This window comes from Acinetobacter sp. YH01020, from assembly GCF_013420275.1.
GTDB lineage: Bacteria > Pseudomonadota > Gammaproteobacteria > Pseudomonadales > Moraxellaceae > Acinetobacter > Acinetobacter amyesii.
On the sequence record NZ_VOYN01000008.1, the window covers coordinates 78,116 to 98,093 of the forward strand.

General features: G+C 40.1%; 16 protein-coding genes and 1 pseudogene. 6 read left to right on the top strand and 11 right to left on the bottom strand.

The genetic code is table 11. The features are described from left to right. Window positions 1-10: 10 nt before the first annotated feature. The 5 genes from FTT85_RS05270 to FTT85_RS05290 form a co-directional block, all read right to left on the bottom strand. Complete coding sequence (locus tag FTT85_RS05270; RefSeq protein WP_180129900.1) at window positions 11-1,150, bottom strand: ABC transporter permease; 1,140 nt, start codon at window positions 1,148-1,150, stop codon at window positions 11-13. A 7-nt stretch (window positions 1,151-1,157) separates the two neighbouring features. Beyond that, entirely contained in the window at window positions 1,158-2,096 is a 939-nt protein-coding gene (locus FTT85_RS05275) for an ABC transporter permease (protein ID WP_180183045.1), read from the bottom strand. A gap of 10 nt (window positions 2,097-2,106) precedes the next feature. Continuing rightward, entirely contained in the window at window positions 2,107-4,122 is a 2,016-nt protein-coding gene (locus FTT85_RS05280; protein WP_180183046.1) for a M3 family metallopeptidase, read from the bottom strand. Window positions 4,123-4,145: 23 nt separating this feature from the next. Beyond that, on the bottom strand, window positions 4,146-5,909 hold the full coding sequence (locus tag FTT85_RS05285) for an ABC transporter substrate-binding protein (RefSeq protein WP_373886880.1): 1,764 nt from the start codon (window positions 5,907-5,909) through the stop codon (window positions 4,146-4,148). 67 nt (window positions 5,910-5,976) lie between these two features. Continuing rightward, the gene (locus tag FTT85_RS05290) at window positions 5,977-7,704 is read right to left on the bottom strand and encodes an ABC transporter substrate-binding protein (protein ID WP_180063870.1); all 1,728 of its coding nucleotides are present in this window, start codon (window positions 7,702-7,704) and stop codon (window positions 5,977-5,979) included. Window positions 7,705-8,478: 774 nt separating this feature from the next. Here FTT85_RS05290 and FTT85_RS05295 point away from each other — a divergent pair. The 5 genes from FTT85_RS05295 to FTT85_RS05315 all read left to right on the top strand — a co-directional run bounded on the left by FTT85_RS05295 (window position 8,479) and on the right by FTT85_RS05315 (window position 13,801). Continuing rightward, entirely contained in the window at window positions 8,479-11,190 is a 2,712-nt protein-coding gene (locus FTT85_RS05295) for a TonB-dependent receptor (RefSeq protein WP_180146917.1), read from the top strand. A 148-nt stretch (window positions 11,191-11,338) separates the two neighbouring features. Next, the gene (locus FTT85_RS05300) at window positions 11,339-12,037 is read left to right on the top strand and encodes an energy transducer TonB (protein ID WP_180022671.1); all 699 of its coding nucleotides are present in this window, start codon (window positions 11,339-11,341) and stop codon (window positions 12,035-12,037) included. 28 nt (window positions 12,038-12,065) lie between these two features. Next, window positions 12,066-12,929, top strand: coding sequence for a MotA/TolQ/ExbB proton channel family protein (locus FTT85_RS05305; RefSeq protein WP_078194237.1), 864 nt, complete (start codon window positions 12,066-12,068; stop codon window positions 12,927-12,929). Between the two features lie 14 nt (window positions 12,930-12,943). Next, a complete protein-coding gene (locus tag FTT85_RS05310; protein ID WP_078190074.1) occupies window positions 12,944-13,369 on the top strand; it encodes a biopolymer transporter ExbD in 426 nt (141 codons plus the stop codon). A gap of 18 nt (window positions 13,370-13,387) precedes the next feature. Next, window positions 13,388-13,801, top strand: a complete 414-nt coding sequence (locus FTT85_RS05315; protein ID WP_078190075.1) for a biopolymer transporter ExbD — start codon at window positions 13,388-13,390, stop codon at window positions 13,799-13,801. Between the two features lie 104 nt (window positions 13,802-13,905). Here FTT85_RS05315 and FTT85_RS05320 read toward each other — a convergent pair whose 3' ends face one another. The 6 genes from FTT85_RS05320 to FTT85_RS05345 form a co-directional block, all read right to left on the bottom strand. Next, entirely contained in the window at window positions 13,906-14,364 is a 459-nt protein-coding gene (locus FTT85_RS05320; protein ID WP_180183048.1) for a nucleoside deaminase, read from the bottom strand. Between the two features lie 39 nt (window positions 14,365-14,403). Continuing rightward, window positions 14,404-15,048, bottom strand: coding sequence for a dethiobiotin synthase (gene bioD / locus FTT85_RS05325; RefSeq protein WP_180183049.1), 645 nt, complete (start codon window positions 15,046-15,048; stop codon window positions 14,404-14,406). Then, window positions 15,045-15,833, bottom strand: a complete 789-nt coding sequence (bioC, locus tag FTT85_RS05330; protein ID WP_180183050.1) for a malonyl-ACP O-methyltransferase BioC — start codon at window positions 15,831-15,833, stop codon at window positions 15,045-15,047. Before bioC ends, bioD begins: the two co-directional genes overlap by 4 nt. A gap of 7 nt (window positions 15,834-15,840) precedes the next feature. Then, on the bottom strand, window positions 15,841-16,998 hold the full coding sequence (locus FTT85_RS05335; RefSeq protein WP_180183051.1) for an 8-amino-7-oxononanoate synthase: 1,158 nt from the start codon (window positions 16,996-16,998) through the stop codon (window positions 15,841-15,843). Next, entirely contained in the window at window positions 16,995-18,287 is a 1,293-nt protein-coding gene (gene bioA / locus FTT85_RS05340; protein ID WP_180183052.1) for an adenosylmethionine--8-amino-7-oxononanoate transaminase, read from the bottom strand. The genes FTT85_RS05335 and bioA overlap by 4 nt, the downstream gene beginning before the upstream one ends. A gap of 86 nt (window positions 18,288-18,373) precedes the next feature. Beyond that, complete coding sequence (locus tag FTT85_RS05345) at window positions 18,374-19,105, bottom strand: YqiA/YcfP family alpha/beta fold hydrolase (RefSeq protein ID WP_180183053.1); 732 nt, start codon at window positions 19,103-19,105, stop codon at window positions 18,374-18,376. Window positions 19,106-19,328: 223 nt separating this feature from the next. Between FTT85_RS05345 and FTT85_RS05350 the strand changes: the two are divergent. Beyond that, window positions 19,329-19,856: pseudogene (locus FTT85_RS05350) on the top strand (peroxiredoxin); the annotation flags it as partial. Window positions 19,857-19,978 lie beyond the last annotated feature (122 nt).

The following is a 19,978-nucleotide window of genomic DNA, read 5'->3' on the forward strand; positions in this document are numbered from 1 at the left end:
TTACTCCTCCTTATTTCAATTTTGGATCTAATGCATCACGCAATGCATCAGTAAACATTGAAAATGCCGTAACCAAAACCGCCATCGCTACAGATGCTGCGATAAGTTGCCACCATTTACCTAAAATCAATTCACTTTGTGCTTCATTAAGCATACTTCCCCATGACACAACCCCAACAGGAACACCAAATCCCAAGAAGCTCAAAATCACTTCTGACTTAATAAAGGCCACCACTAAAATCGAGATTTGCACCAATGCAATATGACTGACGTTCGGAAAGATATGCACAAAGATGCGTCGGAAATGACTCACCCCTATCGCTTTGGCAGCGAGTACATATTCACGCGAAGTATGTTTCATATACTCTGCGCGAATCAGACGATACACCCCCGTCCATCCAGTAAGCCCTAGAATGAGGACAATCGATAAGATCCCCTTTTGCTGTAGTACAGCAGCAATCGCAAGAACCAAGAGCAAATACGGAATCGAGGTAAAAATGTTATAGAACCAGTTTAAAATATCATCAACCCAACCACCAAAGTAGCCAGAAATTGCCCCTAAAATTGTCCCAATCACGACAGCAAGTAATGCAGCTACCACGCCAACAATAATAGATGTTTCAGCACCCTTAATGGTTTTTTGCAGGACATCCTGCCCCCATTTATCCGCACCAAACGGTAAAGTTTGTTTTAGCTCGCTTTGTTGATCTAACAAATGACCACCCAATTGCTGATCAATCGCCTTCATATCTTCTGCTAATGGATCGACAACGCCATAGTAGTCAATTGCATTGGCACCACCTTGCTCAGTCGCAATCTCTGCATTCAGTTCAGCAATTACATCTTTTAAAGGATCAACAGGATTTTCAGGCAATGCCATATCTTCTGCTGATGCTTTGGTTTTGGCTGTTTCATTGAGTTCCGCCCCAATAAAACTTGGAGGTGCATAACTAACAGCCACTTCTTTATTCCAATTGGATGCAACCACGCCTGTCATCGACAATAGCAACACTACGAAATAGCACAGTACAACGAACAACGACACCATCGCTAATTTATCGGCCTTTAGGCGTCGCATCGCCAACTTCCACAAGCCAATCGATGCAGGTGTTGATGCCGTTGCTTTAGTCTTATTGAATATTCCTAGCATAGGCCACCTACTTCAACTGAACGCGTGGATCGACAAGTTTATAAATCAAATCCGCGATTAAGTTAAAAATCATTGTAGCCGCTGCAACGTAGACTGTAATCGCCTTAATGACAGGGAAGTCACTGCGCTCAACAGCAATAATGACTTCACGACCAATACCCGGAATACCAAAGAATCGTTCAATCAGGAAAGCGCCTATCAGCAATGCCGGTAGACTCGACATGACATCGGTAATAATTGGAATTGAGGCGTTACGGAGTACATGTACACCTAAAATACGGCTTTCACCCACACCTTTTGCGCGCGCAGTTCGAACATAGTCTTGATTGACTTCATCCAATACAAAACTGCGGTATAAGCGCAAAGTTGGCGCAATACTCACCACCAACATAATTAAGATAGGCAGTAAACCGTATTTAAATAAGTTTTCGCTAAAGTGATCACTCCAGCCTTGAACCGGAAACCAACTCAACTGATATGCAAATACGTATTGGAAAACAATAATGTAAACCAAAATACTGATCGACATACCAATCGTACAAAGCATCATAATCATACGATCGGTTAATGTGCCACGAACTGAAGCCACAGCAAGTGCCAAACCAATTGAAATAATCGTTTGCAAAATGGTTAAAGGAACTAAAATCGTCAGTGATGGTCCTAGACGGGTCAAAATAATATCTGACACCGACTCACCTGTACTCCAACTCATTCCATAATCAAAAGTTAAAATCTGCTTAATGAAAATCCACAATTGTACATAGTAGGGTTGATCAACCCCCAACTGTTGACGGATGTTTTCAATTTGCTCTGGGTTCGACATTTTGCCTGCTAAAATATAAGCAGGGTCCCCACCTACCCAATTAAATAAGAAGAATATGAGCAGAACAACCCCCAACATCGTTGGGATCATCTGCCATATACGCCGTATGATATATGCCAACATAAAGTTGTCCTTACTTCACTCGTTGTCCAGTAATTTCATCAAAGAAAGCTTTGTTATCAGGTTTACGACCTAAGAAATCATGTACCAATTTTTCTGCTTCATATTGACCACCTTGCGACAAGATCGTTTTGCGGTAGCGTTGTCCCACTTCAGGGTTATTTAGGTTATCTCCGAAAGCAGACAACATATCGAGTGCCATCACTTCAGACCACATATAGCCATAATAGCCAACTTGATAACCGCCCATGATATGGTTGAATTGTCCTGGGAATTCAGTACTTGGGACATAGCCTAAAGCTGTCTCGCCTTCCATTTTCTTCCAAACATCTAAAGGTTTAACACTCAAAGCATCTGATGAGTGAAGTGCCATATCATATTTTGCATACAAGGCTTGACGTGCATAATGTAAACCACGTCCATAGCTATGAACTGCTTTTAATTTATTAATCAGGGCATCATCTACAGGTGGACACGCTGGATTACAGTAATTTGCAAGCGTAGATAAAGTTTCTTTACGACGTGCCCACTCTTCATACATTTGTGAAGGCGCTTCTACAAAGTCGCGCTCTACTGAAGTCCCCGATTGAGATGCATAGCGTGTATTGGACAAAATACCGTGTAAAGCATGACCAAACTCATGAACAAAGGTTTCAAGTTCATCACTATTTAAACCTTTACGGTTAAAGTTGGTCACTAAAGCAGAAATCGGTTTACGCTTAGTCAAGGTACTACCACCTTTTACGCCCCAAACAGCTGCATGACCGTACTTCCCTTCACGTGGGTATTTATCGATATATAAACCACCAAGCAGCTCACCGGTCTTTTTATCTTTTACATCATAATATTCAACTTCTGACTGCCAAACATCAACTTTCGCAGGCTTAAATTCAATGCCATAAAGGTCAGATGAAATGGCAAAAATCCATTCTTGAGATGCTTGGGTTGGGAAATAGTCACGCAATTTTTCTTGATCGATTTGATACTTTTCTTTGCGAAGTTTTTCACTCCAATAACTCTCACTCCAGCGATTGATTTCAGCTTTTTCGAGTGGAATTTTCAGGCTTTTCGCTTTGAACTCACGTAAAGTCTCAACTTCTTTTTTCTCTAAAGGTGCCACCGTTTGATGAACATCGGCTAAGAACTTATTCACTGTTTCAGGGTCTTTTGCCATACGGTGTTGCAACACCCATTCGGCATAGCTTTTTTTGCCAAAGAGCTGCGCAATTTCATAACGTAAATCCATTGCTTGCTTTAACAATACTAAGTTTTTCTCAGTACCACGACGCGTGAATGCAGTTTGGTAACGCTTACGCGCATCATCACTTTCTGCTAGTTCCATAAATGGACGGTATTCTGGGTATTCAAAACCGAGCAAATAATTGCCCTTTTCATTTTTCTTTAAGCCCGAAATATAGCTGTCTGGCAAGCCTTTCAACTCCGCCGGTGTAAACTCCAGTTTTTCTTTATTATCTCGTACATTACGCGCATATTCTTGTTCAATTTTTGCTAATTCATCAAAGATAGCTTTCAAACGAGCACGTTTTTCAGGTGTAAATTGTACCCCTGTATTTTCAAAACCATCCAAGATGTCTTGACGCATTTTTTTATCAATTTCGTCATTGGTTTTGAGTTTTTTAATTTGCTCGTAAAGTTTTGGATTTTGATAAACCGAAGTTTGAAACTCCATAATTTTAATTTCACAATCTTCCGCCGCCTTACGTAAAGCCTCATCAGGATCGACGTTACTATATAGTCCGATTGGTCCATAAAAATCTTCAAATTTGGCAAAAATTTGATCCCACTCCGCCAAAATAGGTGCTGCTTTTGCATTATTTTTTATCTTTTTTTGCTCAAATGCAGCTAAATCTGTTTTCACTTGCTGAATTTTGGCATCACACAGCGCAGGTATTTCTTTGGCTTGGAACTTTGGCAAAGTACTCCGTATTGAATCTTCGGCTTGAACCAATTGGCTAGCGCCGATCATCAACATACTGAGGGTGGTGAGTTTCAAAGCTTTATTTTTCATAATTTCTCCAGTTTTGTTCCATTTTATTTTTTCGGGTCAATATCGATGTACATCCATTCTGTTGCCAAAATTGGATGCTTTTTATAACCAATCACGCGTGGTTGCGACAACACACTACGGTAACGTGCATAATTAATTTGGACAGGCATATACACTTCTAAAATGCGTGACATTTTCCGATAGACTGCATCACGCTCCGGTCCCGGTTTCATACGCTGCGTCTGTTCATATAAACGGTCGTATTCAGGAATTTTTGAACAGCCGTTGTTGGTGACATTGATATTTTTGCCATAGAACAATTGCATAAAATTGTCTGCATCTGGATAGTCTGCGATCCATGCAGATGCTTTAAACATGGTTTTACACTGTTTTTCGGCTTTTAAAGCTTCTGCAAATGGCATCGACTTTGTTGTCATTTTAATTTTGATGCTATCTAAAGTTTTCTTCCAAAATTCGCCCGACTGCTGACTACGGCTACTATTGCCCGCTATCGTCATTTCAATCGTAAGCGGTTTACCATTCGGTTGAGTACGCCAGCCATCTGCGCCGACTTTATAGTTATAACGATCGAGCAATAAATTTGCCGCTTTAACTGAGTATGGAATACTCGACTTATAATTCGGGTCATAGCCGACAACACCGAGTGGAATTGGGCTTTGTAATTTTTGTGCATCACCATTCATCAAAATTTTGATTTGATTATCTGCTGAATAAGCCATCGCCATTGCACGACGTAATGCAATTTTTTCTTTACTAAAACCTCCAACCACAGGGTTTTGCATATTCCAATAGTGATAGTCGATAGAGGGATCAGAAATCCGCGACATTTGGATACCTTTTTTAGCCAACTCAGGCTTTAGCTCTCCATCTTTTAAGGCTTGTACCGACAAATCTCCATCGAGCACCAACAAATCAGCTTCATTTTTTGCAAAGGTCAACCAACGTGATTGTGATTCTTCCATCACCTGAATATCAATCACGCCAATTTGCGGCATTTTTTTGCCTTGCATGGCTTTTACGATCTTTTCATCTTTGGCATCTGATGCCTTGAAGTCCCAGACAAAACCACGATAGTTGGGATTGGCCTTTAAAATAATTCGTGAGCCAGGTGTCCAGCGCGTCAAAGTATATGGCCCTGTACCCACCGGTTTACCCATCACAAAACCCGCTTTGTCTCGATATTTTTCGACCACTTCACGTGCCATAGCCGATGCAGGTTGATGAGCCAATAACATTGGAAAGTTTTGATCTGGAGAATTTAAACGAATGACAAGGGTATAACGATCAGGAGTTTGTATGCCTTCAATTGGTGCATCATAGTCAAACTTACCTGTTTTTTTCGCCTTATCTAAAACCTTCTCCATGCCTAAAATGCGGCCATCGAGTAGCCAACTGTTTGGTGAGCGAAGTTGTGGATCGACTAAACGTCTAAAGGTATATGCATAATCAGCCGAGGTTAACTCTCTTTTCTTGCCCTTAAACACAGGATCATCAGCAAAATAAATGCCTTTTTGCAGGCGAATGGTATAAGTCAAACCATCTGCACTGATTTCTGGCATCGCAGCCGCCGTTTTAGGAACCAACTTTGCCGGTGATGCTAAATAGTCATAGGTATATAAGGTTTCAAAGATTGAGGTATTCACATGTGCAGAATACAGATCATGTACGCCAACTGGGTCAAAACCTGTTTCTGCGACAGGGAAAATATGACGTAAAACTTTATTTGGATCTGCTGGATTCTTTGCCATTGCTAATGTCGGCATCGCACTGAATAGCACTCCCCCCATCAAACACGCTGTAGCAAATTTGGTTAGCGTAAAATTCGAATTTCGCTTCATTGTAATCCTGACTCAATTATTTTTTACTAGGCTGAATATCGAGATATTGCCAACTGGTGTTCATCATTGGATGTGTTTTATACCCCTGAATTTCAGGGTGAATTAACCAATTACGAATCCGTGTAGAATGGATAATCCAAGGGTTATCCGCTTCAATTTGACGGTTCATTTTTTCATAAAAAGGTTCACGATCTTTAGGTTTCAACACAATTGCTTGTTTATATAAAGCGTCATAAGCTTTAGATTGATAACAACTTAAATTCCCTTGTCCTGAATTTGGCCCATATAGTAATTGAGCAAAGTTCTCCCCTTCAGGATAATCTGCAATCCACGCTCCTGACCACATCATATATTTACATTGCATTGCTTCTTTTAAATTGTCAGCAAAGTTACTGACCTTAAACTGTACCCGTATCCCAATGGCATCGAGATTTTTTTTCCACAACTCAGATTGAATCACCGATTTAGAGCTATTTTCAGTATTTATTTTTAAGGTCAACGCTTTACCATCGGGCAAGGTTCGATAACCATCAGCACCTTTCTTATACCCAAATCGATCCAGTAATTTATTGGCCAGCAATGGGTTATATCCCAAACTGCTGCGATATTTTGGATTAAAGCCACTCACACCTTCTGGCAAAAACATTTCAGCCTTTACGGCCTGCCCTTGATATAACTGTTTAATCGCTTCAGCTTGATTGTATGACATGCTGATAGCACGGCGTAACGCAATCTTTTCAAGGCTTTGACCACCGACAAGCGGGTCTTGCATATTGAACATGCTGTAGGTGATTTCAGCATCTTTATTTGGATAATGCTTAATGCCGAGCTTTTGCATATCAGGCTTAAGTTTATTTTGCGAATCTAAGGCTTGCGGTACTGCATTTGAGGTCAATTTATCAAAATTCAGCTGCCCTGTTTTAAATGCTAACCACCGTGACTGTTCTTCTTCAATAATACTGACGGAAACTTTGCCGATTTGCGGCATTTTCTTCCCGTTCATTTCTTTAACTAACTGATTGTCCCAAGCTGTGCCTGTCGATTTAAAATTCCAAACAAAACCACGATAATTCGGGTTTGCAACCAGTTCGATCTTGCTACGTGGCACATATTTACTGAGCTGATACGGCCCCGTTCCTACAGGATGTTGTGCAATTTTATTGCCATAAAATTCAACAACTTCTTTTGAAACTGCTCCAAACGTAACATAGGCCAAAATATATTGAAAATTATAGTCAGGGCGCGTCAAAGTAATTTGCAACGTATAAGGATCTATCGCTTTTAGGCCGGCAATTGCCGCATTGTAATTAAATTTCCCAGACTTCTTTGCATCCGCAACGACCGCATCCCCCCCTAAGATCTTGCCATCAATAAATGAATAGGTCGGAGAACGATTAGCCGGATCTAAAATTCGTTGAATCGCGTAAATGTAATCCTGCGCAACCAGCTCGCGTTTCTTTCCCTTAAAGGCAGAATCATCTGAAAAATGGATACCTCGTTTGATTTTGAAGGTATAGACTTTTCCTTCTTGTTCAATCTTTGGCATCGCTTCAATGGTATTTGGGACAAGAACGACAGGACGTGCTAGATAGTCATATTTCAATAAGGGTTCAAAAATCGCTTCCGCAATATTGCCACTATAATAATTATAGGTTTTGACCATATCAAAACCATCATCCGGTGCTTCAAATGCAATATTTAAAACTTTATTCGATTGTGCAGAAGCTTGAACCTCGGCCATCATCCCTGTTGAAATTAATAATGCAAGGAGCGCTATTTTAAATTTTCTAGTTTCCAAACCTTTTCCTTTCTGATGATTTTTTAATAATACAAAGCCGCAAGCAGACTTTAAATAAAGCCACCCTCACTAAAATAAAACAATCCAGTTTAAATTGAGTTTTAAACGTAGAACTTAATACAGCAATTAATATAAAGCGAAATTCATGCCACCACTCCTTGGTTGAAAGTTATCTGAATTAAATATCCTTTTAAATTCATTTTTTAAGATAAATTTATACTAATAGTGACTTTCCGAGTAAAGCTCGTTTTTATCAAAAATTCAACTCTTGGATGTGTACTCATCCATGCACATTCTGCACAAATATAATACATTCCTGATTCATAATGGATCACGATCAGATGAAATGACAGATAAAAGACAACTAAGCCACTGAATTTATAATTTTTTATTTTTTATTTATTTATCTTATTAGCCTTATAAATCAAACACATAAATATGAATTAAATCACACTTTTTGAGGTTTAATTTGCACCCAATCATGTTTTTAAATTTTTTTTTGATCAAAAGTTAAATTCCTAATAAAACCTAATTAAAAGGATAACTTTAAAAAAATATACTTACCGTTCATCTTAAATTTCTCCACTTTAAAACCAATAATGTAGATATTTATTAGTATTTTATATTTGAAAATAAAATTTAAATATAAATTTGGCACTTGAATTGCTTAAAAAGAATCAAGCAATATCGCTAACTACAACAAAAAGGAATACTTTTACTATGAAAGAGAAAAAAAATGCTAAATCTGTGGGGGGCACACCATTTAGCAAAACAATACTTAAATTAAGTACTCTTAGTTTAAGTATGCTGTGTTTATCTTTAGCGCATGCAGCAGAAACAAATGAAGAAGAAACAGTTAAGCCAACGAAAGTAGCCAAAGTAACTGTGACTGGTTCATCCATTAAAGGGGTTTCTGCTCAAAGTTCTTCACCTATTACGGTGATTAAAGTTGAAGAATTAACTAAACAAGGGGTTACAACGACTGAAGAAGCCTTAATAAAAATTAGTGCGAACCAAGCGGGATACAGTACAGCGCAAAACGTTGGTGCAAGTAATACATCAGGCTCAACAGCGAACTTACGTGGCCTAGGATCAGATAAAACCCTTGTCCTACTTAATGGACGTCGTTTGGCTTATAGCCCATTTAGTACCTCTGAAACCAACTTAAATACCATTCCGCTTGCAATGGTCGAACGTATTGAGGTTTTACGTGATGGTGCCTCTGCAATTTATGGTGCAGATGCAATCGCAGGTGTAATTAACTTTATTACTAAAAAGCAATACACAGGTTTAGGTATTAGCGGTGGTTTACTCAAACCAGAAGATAAAGGCGGCGAAGAATACGATGTTTCGATTTTTGGTGGCTATGGCGACTTAGATGAACAAGGTTTTAACGTTTATGGCGCAATTGACTACCGTAAAGCCAAAGAAATTATGGCAAAAGACCGTAAAGTCAGCCGTCGTGGTGGCCTTCTACCTGAGTTAGGTATCGATGCTGGTTCAGCAAATGGCTTCCCTGCTAACTTTCTTGATCCAAACGGCGGGCCTTTAGATGCAGACGGAAATCCTGAAGGTGTATTAGCGAACCCATACGGTGGAGCTGCAAACTGTAATAACTTAGTCAATGTAGTTGAAGATGGCGGACTATGTTTCCTCAACACCCAAGCATTAATTGGTATTCAGCCAGAAACTGAGGACTTGTCTGCAATTGGTCGTGCAACCATCAAACTTAGCGATAACTTCAACGCTATTGGTGAATATGTCTATGCAAAAAGCAAAGTGACGACTTCTATTGCTCCAGACGTCTACAGCCGCTCTGTCACGATTCCTAAAAGCAGTCAATATTATCCAGGCGAGGGTATTACCCCTGGTGTAGATGGTCTAAGTGGTGATCCATTACAACTTTACTTACGCTCTCAAGCCGGTAACCGTGTTTCACAATCTATCAATGAATCACATCGTATTTTTGCCGGACTTGAAGGTGAAGCATACGGTTGGGATATCAACGGTGGAGTAACTTACGCAAAAGGCGAAGCATCAGATAGCTTTGTAAGTGGATACTTAAATCGTAACAAACTACAAGAAGGATTAAATGACGGCACAATCAACCCATTTGGTCCATCTGCAGATGCTAACGTTTGGAACTCATTAAATGTGAGTGGTACAACAAACGAAGCAACACTTGATTCCACAACATTTGACTTTACCGTGAGCCGCCCGATTTACACCTTACCAGCTGGTGATGTTGGTTTTGCATTTGGTGGAAGTTTTACAACTCAAGATTGGGAAGCAAAAGTAAACTCTGAGTTAGTACGCCTTGTACCGGGTAGTGGTATTGACCCTGATAAACCTCTGAGTAAAGGTGACCGAGATATTACTGCCGCTTTTGCTGAGCTTCAAATTCCAATTACCAAAACGATTGAAGCTCAACTTGCAGCACGTTATGACGACTACAGCGATTTTGGCGACACTTTCAATCCAAAAGTCGGTATTCGTTGGGAACCAATGAAGCAACTTATGTTCCGTAGTACATACAGTACTGGTTTCCGTGCTCCAAGCCTTTGGGAAATTAATGCGCAACAAAGCAAAACCTACACTGGTGCAAAATATAACGACCCTGTCCTTTGTCCAGGCGGTAATCCAACTTCACCTCAATATCAAACCGAATGTAATACTCAATTCTACCGTATGCAAGGTGGTAACCCAGATCTTCAGCCAGAAGAATCTAAAACATTTACCGCAGGTTTTGTTTACGAACCAATTAAAAACTTAGTTTTAGCTGTTGATTATTACAACATTGAAATTGAAGAATTAGTTGGCCAAGTGGGTGAAACTTCAATTTTTGAAGATCCTGAAAAATATGCTTCATTATTCGTGCGTGGTGCCGATGGTCGTATTGAATACATCAATACCATTCTAATGAATACAGGGGGTATTAAAACTCAAGGTATCGACATTAGCTTAGATTATCTTTCACCATTAACCGCGACAGGTCGTTTTGGCTTTGGCATTAATGGTACCTATGTCATCAAAAATGACTACCAAGAAGAAAAAGGCGGTGATTGGGAAGGCTTAGTAGGTGTGTATGACGACCCTGCTGTTTTACGTTGGAAGCACACAGCGAACCTAAATTGGAGCTATGAAAACTGGAAAATCATCTTCGAACAACAGTTCTTCCGTGGCTACGATGACCAAAACCAAATCGGCGAAGAAAAATTTGATAAACACCGTGTGCCTGATTACACACTGTATAACGTTGCAGGAACATACAGTGGTTTCAAAAACTTAGAAATCACTGGTGGTATCAAAAACCTATTTGCTGAAGAGCCTGCTGCATCGAACGTATTAGATAACTTCCAATATGGTTATGACCCTCGTTATAGCGATCCTACTGGTCGTACATTCTATGTCCGTGGTACTTACAAGTTCTAAAAGCTAAATTTGCCAGTACGATTCCAACTGGAATTGTACTGGCACTATTTATTTAATTAATTAGTCAAACATAAAAAATGCAAAAAACACTTATATCTCAAGTGCCAATTTCACTATTGATTGTTTGTCTCACATTTCAGGAGTAGTAATGGGCAAAAGCTTTTCCGAATTAGAAAATAATTCCGGCAAACGCCTGATCGGAATTGGGGCAGTCATTCTTCTGCATCTCATTGTACTCTACGGATTAATTACTGGCCTGTCCAAAAAAGGTGAGAAAACTGTAGAAGAACCTGTTGAATTAATCATTATTCAAGATAAAAAACCTGAGCCAGAAAAACCGAAACCAATTGAAAAACCACCTGAACTACCAAAACTCGTTAAGGAAGTGCTCAAAACACCAGACCCTCAACCTGAACAAAAGGTTGTTGAAAAAGCTGCACCAACACAAACAGTTAAAGCCGTTTCAACACCTACGCCTACAACCTCTCCATCTCCTAGCCCTGTTGCAGCACCTGCACCAGTCGCTGCGGCAGCACCCGCTCCTGCCCCTGCTCCAAAACCAGCTGGGGAAACACGTGGTGCATCTGAGGGAAGCGTTGGATGTAAAGAACCAGATTACCCTCGTGAAGCTGCAATGGCAGAAGAAGTAGGAACTGTCCGCATCTCTGTATTGGTTGGGCCTGACGGCAGTGCGAAACAAGTGAAGGTCAAAAAATCGAGTGGTACTAAATCTCTAGATAAGGCTGCTAGCAAAGCATTCAGCTTATGTACATTTAAGCCTGCACTCAAAAATGGTGAGCCAGTTGAAGATTGGTTTGATATTGAATACGAATTTAAACTTGATTAATGAATCTACAAAAATTTGGAGAATATAAATGAATAAAATGATGAAATCTGCGCGTATTTTTGCATCTGCTACAGTTTTAGTAACAAGTACATTACTCCCACTGCAAGCAGCATTTGCTGAAGAATCTGCAAATACTGCAACAACACAAGTAGAAACTACGAATACAACAAATACACCTGCACCGCCACCAATGCCTACAGCAACCAAAGAAGTCTATAACCCGTATGGCTTAGAAGCACTATGGCGTGAAGGTGACATCGTTGCTAAATCGACACTCTTTATCTTGGTCCTGATGTCGATTGGAACTTGGTACATCATGGTCACTAAATTTATTCAACAAGCTAAAATTAAACGTCAAGGCAAAGAAGCCGAAGCTAAATTTTGGGATGCTGCTTCAATTGATAGCGCAGCAGAAACCTTAGACGAATCGAGTGCATACCGCTTTATTGCAGAAAAAGGCATTAATTCAACCAAAAAACATGGCGGTAATCTGCTGGAACGTATCGACTTCAACACATGGGTGACTATTTCAATCCAGCGTGCTATCGATAAAATTCAAAGCCATTTAAGTGGTGGATTGGCTTTTCTCGCAACTGTCGGTTCGACTGCACCATTTGTGGGTTTGTTCGGTACAGTTTGGGGTATTTACCATGCTTTAACGGCAATTGGTATTTCAGGTCAAGCATCTATTGATAAAGTTGCAGGCCCAGTCGGTGAAGCCCTAATTATGACGGCAATTGGTTTGGCTGTAGCAGTACCTGCGGTTCTTGGCTATAACTGGTTAACGCGTCGTAATAAAGCAGTTCTAGATAATGTTCGTACCTTTGGTTCAGATCTACACACCGTACTTTTAAGCGGTGAGATCAAAAACAATAATAACGACACAAAATAAGAGAGGCATCAGCCATGGGAATGATGGTCAATTCAGATGGTGACGAAGATGATGTAATTTCAGCCATTAATACAACACCTTTGGTTGATATTATGTTGGTGCTGCTCATTATTTTCTTAATTACAGTACCTGTTGCAATCCATACAGTTCCGGTGAAGTTACCTGAGGAAAAAAACACACCTTATGAAACCAAACCGATCAATATTCAGATTGCTGTCAATAAAAATGGCGATATCTTCTGGAATGAAAAATACATTGCAGATAAAGATACGCTGATCAGTCGACTACAAGCGGAAGCTAAAAAGCGTCCGCAACCTGAAGTTCATATCCGTGGCGATCAGGTGACAAAATATGAAGCGATTGATGAAGTCATTAGTGCGACACAAGCAGCAGGAATTGGCAAAATTGCTTTTGTCACTACTCCTGTTGCCGCACCATAATCGGATGAGGGACAAGGTATGGGAATGAATGTCGGTTCCGATAAAGACGATGATGTTATGTTGGACGTCAACATGACGCCATTGATCGATGTGATGTTGGTTTTGCTCATTATGTTTATTATCACAATTCCAATTCCAAATAATTCGATCAATATTGATTTACCAAACGGTACGCCACCGCCAACCAATGAAAAGCCGCCTGAGCCGGTCACCTTACGCATTGATGCGCAGGGTAAATTATTTTGGAATGGTCAACCCGTTGCCAATAAGCAAGCTTTAGAAACACTTTTTGCTGGTGTTGCACAACAAGCAGATCAAGATACGATCAAAGTGCAACCTGACAAAATGACAGAATATAAAGATGTCGCTATGGTGATGGCAGCAGCACAACGTTTGAATGTCAAAAAAATTGGTGTCTCAGCAAATCAATAATTGCTCTCCAACAAAAAAAGCCAACTGATCACCTCAGTTGGCTTTTTTAATTCTTCACAGAAATCTATACAGTTAGTGACTCAGAAAGAAACTCTTATTATTTATTAAGTATTTTTCTGCTTCCAAAAATCGTATAGCTCATGATCACAGTTTGGCTTTAACTGACTAAAACTCAACCCTTGCTGTTCATGAGGCTCATGTCTTAATTTTTCGGCAATCTCTGCTGTAGATAAGCCATAGGCTTCTGCATCAGCATTTGAATAGGCATACACAATTTTTTCAACTCCAACCATTCGCAGAGCTGCCAAACACATTGGACACGGTTGTCCGCTCGCATAAACGACACAGTCCTTCAAAGACGTCGTATTTAAATTTTGTGCGGCTTGTCTTAATGCATTTAACTCGGCATGAGATGTCGGATCGCCCGAGATTAATATTTGATTCACCCCTGTACTCACCACAACGCCATGCTTAACGATCACAGCACCAAATGGTCGGCCACCTTGCTCAATATTTTCTTTCGCAAGTTGAATCGCAAGTTCTATAAACGCATGATCCGTCATAAATACGCCCAATTATTGTCAATATAAAGAGTTAGCCCATTATGCCAATACAGGAACATCAATCCATAATGCTTGTGGAAAGTGTTTGGCTAAATATGCTTTTAAATATTCAGCAGTATCTTTAGAAATCAATACATCTTGCGATTCATCATTTAAATTATAAGCCAGTGCATAAAGCGCCAAGCCACGACTTTTTAGTGCTTCCAAACTTAAAATCGTATGGTTAATGCTGCCCAAACGCCCCGAAGTCACCAAAATAACGGGATATTGCTTCTCTACAACATAGTCGATGGTTAAAAGGTCCGTAGTCAATGGCACCATCAACCCTCCCGCACCTTCGAGTAAAACGTTGTCATATTTTTCAGTTAAACGTTTTGTCGCATATTCAATTTTAGCAAAATCAATGTCACGTCCATCGAGTTTGGTGGCGAGATGTGGCGACGCAGGATAACTAAATATTTCAGGCATCGTGAGTTTGGTTTCATCTTCGACCAACAACCCCGTGCCCATAATTTGACGATGTTGTTCTATATCCTCAGAAATATCGACATTGCCTGTTTGGATCAACTTTTGCGTGATCGTTCGCGCCCCTTGTTCATTCCATATTTTAGCCAAATAGCCCGTGGTATATGTTTTACCGATGCCTGTATCGATCCCACTAATGAAATAAACTTGCCCTGTCATGGCATTCTCCGTGCAATACAAAAAATCGGATGATAGGTCAGTGCATAACGCATCTGCCCAGATTCATCACGCAAAGAAAACTGTTGATATGCTGAATAAAAATCAAAGAGCGATTTTTTCGTCCAACGAAAATGTGAGGCTGTCGCAGTCACACCTGTCGCTTTTAAATGCTGCAAAACCTGCTTTGGATGATCAAAACATAATGCCGTTGTCTGCTCTGAAAGATGCAGAATTTCAAAACCTTTTTGACTTAATATGACTTGAAGCATATCAACATCGAGGTAGTCCAAACCCTGCCCAGTCAAAGCTTTTATTTCCTGTAAATTCTGCTGCCCAAAGGTCGAAAAACAAAAATATGACTCTGGATTTAAACTTTGAAAGGCTTTTTCGACAATGCCTGCAAAGTTCCCTACCCATTGCAAAGCCGAACTAGATGCGATCAAGTCGATATGCTGTGGAAATTCAAGTTGTTCGATATCTCCAAGCCAGTAATGAATCTGCGGACTTGACTGAAAATGCTGTTGAATTTCTGCATATAGATCATTTAAAACCAAACGATTGATTTGCATATTTTCCAGCATTAAATGGCTTAAATTCCCCGAGCCACATCCAATTTCAAAAAGCGTTTCCACAGGATGATTTTGCAACTTTGGACAATACTGCTGCATCAACTCAAATAAATGTTGAGCAATCTCTTTTTGTGCTACGGCATGTTCAGCATAGCTGTGCCCTGCCTGAGCAAAGCGTAACGCCACTTGGGATTTATCAATCTCAAAATTATTCACAAGTCACTCACAACAATTGAGTCAACTGATCCAAATCAGTTTGTGTAATCTGAGCAGTGAGTGAAATGCGTAAGCGCGAACTATGCTGCGGCACAGTGGGCGGACGTACAGGCATGATATAAAAACCTGCCGCTTGCAAAGCTTGAGCCTTGGCAACAGTTTTATTCGACTCGCCAATAATGACGGGCACAATATGTGATGTAGATGGACAATCAAAACCTTTGTCTTGCACCGCTTGTTGCAAATTTTGACTGATTTGCTGTAAATGGTGACGCTCTGCTTTTAAATTTAAAACATTCTTGAAAATAAAATCTGTCCACGCCATACAGATCGGGGGCTGTGCAGTACTAAAAATCAACGGTCGCATCGAGTTAATCAAATAGTCACGAATAATCGCATGACAGATGAGATACCCCCCTATTGAAGCCAGTGCTTTACCAAATGTCCCGACTAAAAGATCAATATCATCAATTACTTGATATTGTTCAGCACAGCCTAAACCACGCTCACCGCGCACACCGATTGCATGTGCCTCATCGACATACAACATCACTTTAGGAAATTGTTTTTTGATCCGTACCAATTCAGCCAAATCGGTTTCATCACCATCCATACTAAAAATCGATTCAGTCACCACAATGATCCGCTCAAAAGCCTCATCTTCATGATATTTGCATAAAAGCTGAGAAAGATGCGCCAAATCATTATGGCGATAACGTACATATTTCGCACTCGATAATCGGATGCCATCAATCATACTGGCATGAATCAGCTTATCGGCCAAAATTAAGGTTTTGCTGTCCGCCACTGCCGGTAAAATTCCGATATTCATATGATAGCCGCTATTAAATAACAGTGCTGATCGGCCATGAAAGGCATCACTTAATGTTGATTCAAGTTGTTCATATTCAGGAAAGTTTCCAGTTAATAAACGCGAAGAGGATGAGCTCATCCAACGCTGTGCGTTCGGGGTTTCATCAAAAAACTGTTCACGTAGATGTAGGTTTGAAGCCAGACCTAAATAGTCATTTGACGCTAAATTCAACATATTGTGATCGTGAATACTGATGCAATGATCGTGCTGAAGATTAGAAGTGAACTGACGTAAGTTGCCTTGCTGTTTCAGTTGATCAAGTTGATCTGAAAAATGGCTAAGCAGATTCATACCGACTGCCCCATGTTTTTCACCACCTCAACCATTTGTTCTAGCAAAATTTTTAATTCATACTCAGAAATAATATATGGCGGCATCACATAAACCAGTTTCCCAAATGGACGAATCCAAATACCACGACGGACAAACTCCTGTTGTAGCGTTTTCATATCCACATTAAAGGTCAATTCCACAACACCAATAGCACCAAGTATTCGCACATCTTTGACATGTTCAAGTGATGAAAGTGCTGGTAAATGAAACTTCAATTGAGCTTCGATACGTCGAATATTGGCTTGCCAATCTTGAGAAAGTAGCAGTTCGGTACTTTTTACAGCCACAGCACATGCCAACGGATTTGCCATAAAGGTTGGGCCATGCATAAACACACCAGCTTCGCCTTGGCTGATCGTATTCGCAACTTTCTGCGTGGTTAGAGTTGCAGACAAGGTCATATAACCGCCTGTCAGTCCTTTAGCAATACACATAATATCTGGCTCAACTGCGGCCCATTCCCAAGCAAAGAGTTTTCCTGTACGCCCGAAACCTGTCGCGATCTCATCGAAGATCAGCAAGATATTGTATTTTTCGCAGAGTAATTTAGCTTGACGCAAATATTCAGGATGGTAGAAACGCATGCCTCCTGCACCTTGCACAATAGGCTCTAGAATCAATCCCGCAACATTTTCATGCTGTTCAGAGACAGTCTTTTCTAGTTCAGCAATATCCGCAGGATTCCACGCTTGGTCAAAGCCAACTTGCGGCGCAGGAACAAAAATTCGATTTGGCAAACTTGAACCAAAAATCTGATGCATCCCTGTCACGGGATCACACACAGACATCGCATTCCAAGTGTCGCCATGATAGCCAGAACGTGGTGTGATAAAATTGGTTTTATTCGGTTGATGCCAAGACGCCCAATACTGCACTGCCATTTTCAAGGCTACTTCGACAGCAACCGAACCTGAATCGGCAAAGAAAATTTTATCTAAACTGGGCGGGGTGATTTTTAACAGTAACTTAGCAAGTTGAATCGCAGGATCATGCGTCAATCCACCAAACATGATATGAGACATCTGTTGCAGTTGATCGGTCACAGCTTGATTTAGCTCAGGATGGTTATAACCATGAATCGCACACCACCATGAAGACATACCATCAATCAATTGACGACCATCTTCAAGCTCAATCATCACCCCTTGCGCACGTTTCACTTTAAACGTTGGAAGGGGCTGAGTCATCGATGTATAGGGATGCCAAATATGCTGCTGATCAAATTGTAGATCGGTTAAATTGGCCATCCCTCACTCCATGTATCAGGCTTAAACATCAATGTGGCAAGATGTTAAACCCACGGCAAGGAAAAATAAATTGCCATAAAGCCCAGCTATTCAGAGATTTGTTCTATTTTCTTTAAATATTGGCAGATTTTGCAACTTATGACTTCAGATTGAAACAATGGAAAGCCATGTGATCCAGAAACCAATTCAGTCTCCAAAAACTTTACAGCTAAATTACGCAGTAAGCGTTCAACTTTGTAACTAACTAAAAAATCTTGCTTAGCAAACAAATGGTATTGATGACCAGTGTAATTTTTCAAGATACTGACATTATTAAGCTTCTCCAAACAGTTCAATCCTGCTCGAAGCACATCTAAATTTTGCGCTTGAATCAAACTTTGCAAGGTGATGAAATCTTGCTTGCTGCTATCAGTGCCCTGACAAACCATATAACCAAACTTTTTTAGGGTCGAAATTGCATCCTGCTCGAAAGATTGTTTGAAGCTTTGAAAACTGACTTGATCCATCGCAGCAGGCCACTGTTCATCAGCCACAAAACTTGGATTTGAGCCTAATGTGATCAGCACTTTCTGTTGTTGATATTTTTTTTGAATTTCATCTACCAAAATCGTCGCCAATTGACCACCAAGGGACCAGCCAATAATCACATCAAATTGCTGCGCCAATTCAACTTTCTGTTCGAGCACTTCTAGATTTAAGGCATCAAAAATATTCCATAATTCGACCTGATAACCTTGAGCGATCAATGCCTGCTGTAAAGGAGCAAGTAATTTACGACCGCCGCCCCAGCCAGTAATAAGTAAAATCTGTTGTTTCAATGCAAACTCTAAAATTAAACGATTCCAAATAGTATAAAAGTTCAGAGCACGTTTGATAGTGGCATTTCAGCACATCAACCGATTTGCCAAAAGACATTCGAAATCTACTTCAATAAATATAAAATCAGCTAGCCTACAGCGCTTTAAAATTTGCTAAGATCAGATAAAGAACAATATAAACTGATGCTCTATGAAAGTTTCTTCATTGCTAAAAATCTGTTTAATGACATGTGCTTTAATAGCAACCACCCAAATCACAGTTGCCGAAACATCAATACTCAGCACCAGTCAAAACAAACAAAAACAATGGGTAGGCACACCCGCACCCAACTTTAAATTACAAGATCAAAACGGAAAATGGCACGAACTGAAGCAATATCAAGGGAAATGGCTCGTTCTGTACTTTTATCCCAAAGACAACTCACCCGGTTGTACAGAAGAAGCCAATCAATTTAAAACCCTGTATCCACAATTTTTAAAAACTAATGCGGTTGTTTTGGGCGCAAGCTTAGATGATGTTGCATCACATCAAAAGTTCTCTAAAGCACTCGGACTTCCCTTTCCAATTCTTGCCGACCAACAGCATAAGCTGGCGACACAGTTAGGCATTGTACGAAACTTAGGGATTTTAAAATTTGCCAAACGTGAAACCTTTCTCATTGATCCGAAAGGTATTATTGTTTATTACTACACCAGTGTGAATACACAGACACATGCGGCGCAAGTTTTGGCAGATATCAAAAAACTCTCTGTACACGACAAATTTCACAGAACCCTTATCCTATCAGGATTCTGCTTTCTTAAAATTGCCAAAATTTCCTTAAACTCTTCTTTTTTCCCAAAACCAATTAAACGCTGAATCGCCATTTGAAC

Coding starts and splice junctions, on each gene's coding strand:
- FTT85_RS05270 (WP_180129900.1), bottom strand. CDS start 1,150: ATGCTAGGAATATTCAATAAGACTAAAGCAACGGCATCAACACCTGCA.
- FTT85_RS05275 (WP_180183045.1), bottom strand. CDS start 2,096: ATGTTGGCATATATCATACGGCGTATATGGCAGATGATCCCAACGATG.
- FTT85_RS05280 (WP_180183046.1), bottom strand. CDS start 4,122: ATGAAAAATAAAGCTTTGAAACTCACCACCCTCAGTATGTTGATGATC.
- FTT85_RS05285 (WP_373886880.1), bottom strand. CDS start 5,909: ATGGGGGGAGTGCTATTCAGTGCGATGCCGACATTAGCAATGGCAAAG.
- FTT85_RS05290 (WP_180063870.1), bottom strand. CDS start 7,704: ATGATGGCCGAGGTTCAAGCTTCTGCACAATCGAATAAAGTTTTAAAT.
- FTT85_RS05295 (WP_180146917.1), top strand. CDS start 8,479: ATGAAAGAGAAAAAAAATGCTAAATCTGTGGGGGGCACACCATTTAGC.
- FTT85_RS05300 (WP_180022671.1), top strand. CDS start 11,339: ATGGGCAAAAGCTTTTCCGAATTAGAAAATAATTCCGGCAAACGCCTG.
- FTT85_RS05305 (WP_078194237.1), top strand. CDS start 12,066: ATGAATAAAATGATGAAATCTGCGCGTATTTTTGCATCTGCTACAGTT.
- FTT85_RS05310 (WP_078190074.1), top strand. CDS start 12,944: ATGGGAATGATGGTCAATTCAGATGGTGACGAAGATGATGTAATTTCA.
- FTT85_RS05315 (WP_078190075.1), top strand. CDS start 13,388: ATGGGAATGAATGTCGGTTCCGATAAAGACGATGATGTTATGTTGGAC.
- FTT85_RS05320 (WP_180183048.1), bottom strand. CDS start 14,364: ATGACGGATCATGCGTTTATAGAACTTGCGATTCAACTTGCGAAAGAA.
- bioD (WP_180183049.1), bottom strand. CDS start 15,048: ATGACAGGGCAAGTTTATTTCATTAGTGGGATCGATACAGGCATCGGT.
- FTT85_RS05335 (WP_180183051.1), bottom strand. CDS start 16,998: ATGAATCTGCTTAGCCATTTTTCAGATCAACTTGATCAACTGAAACAG.
- bioA (WP_180183052.1), bottom strand. CDS start 18,287: ATGGCCAATTTAACCGATCTACAATTTGATCAGCAGCATATTTGGCAT.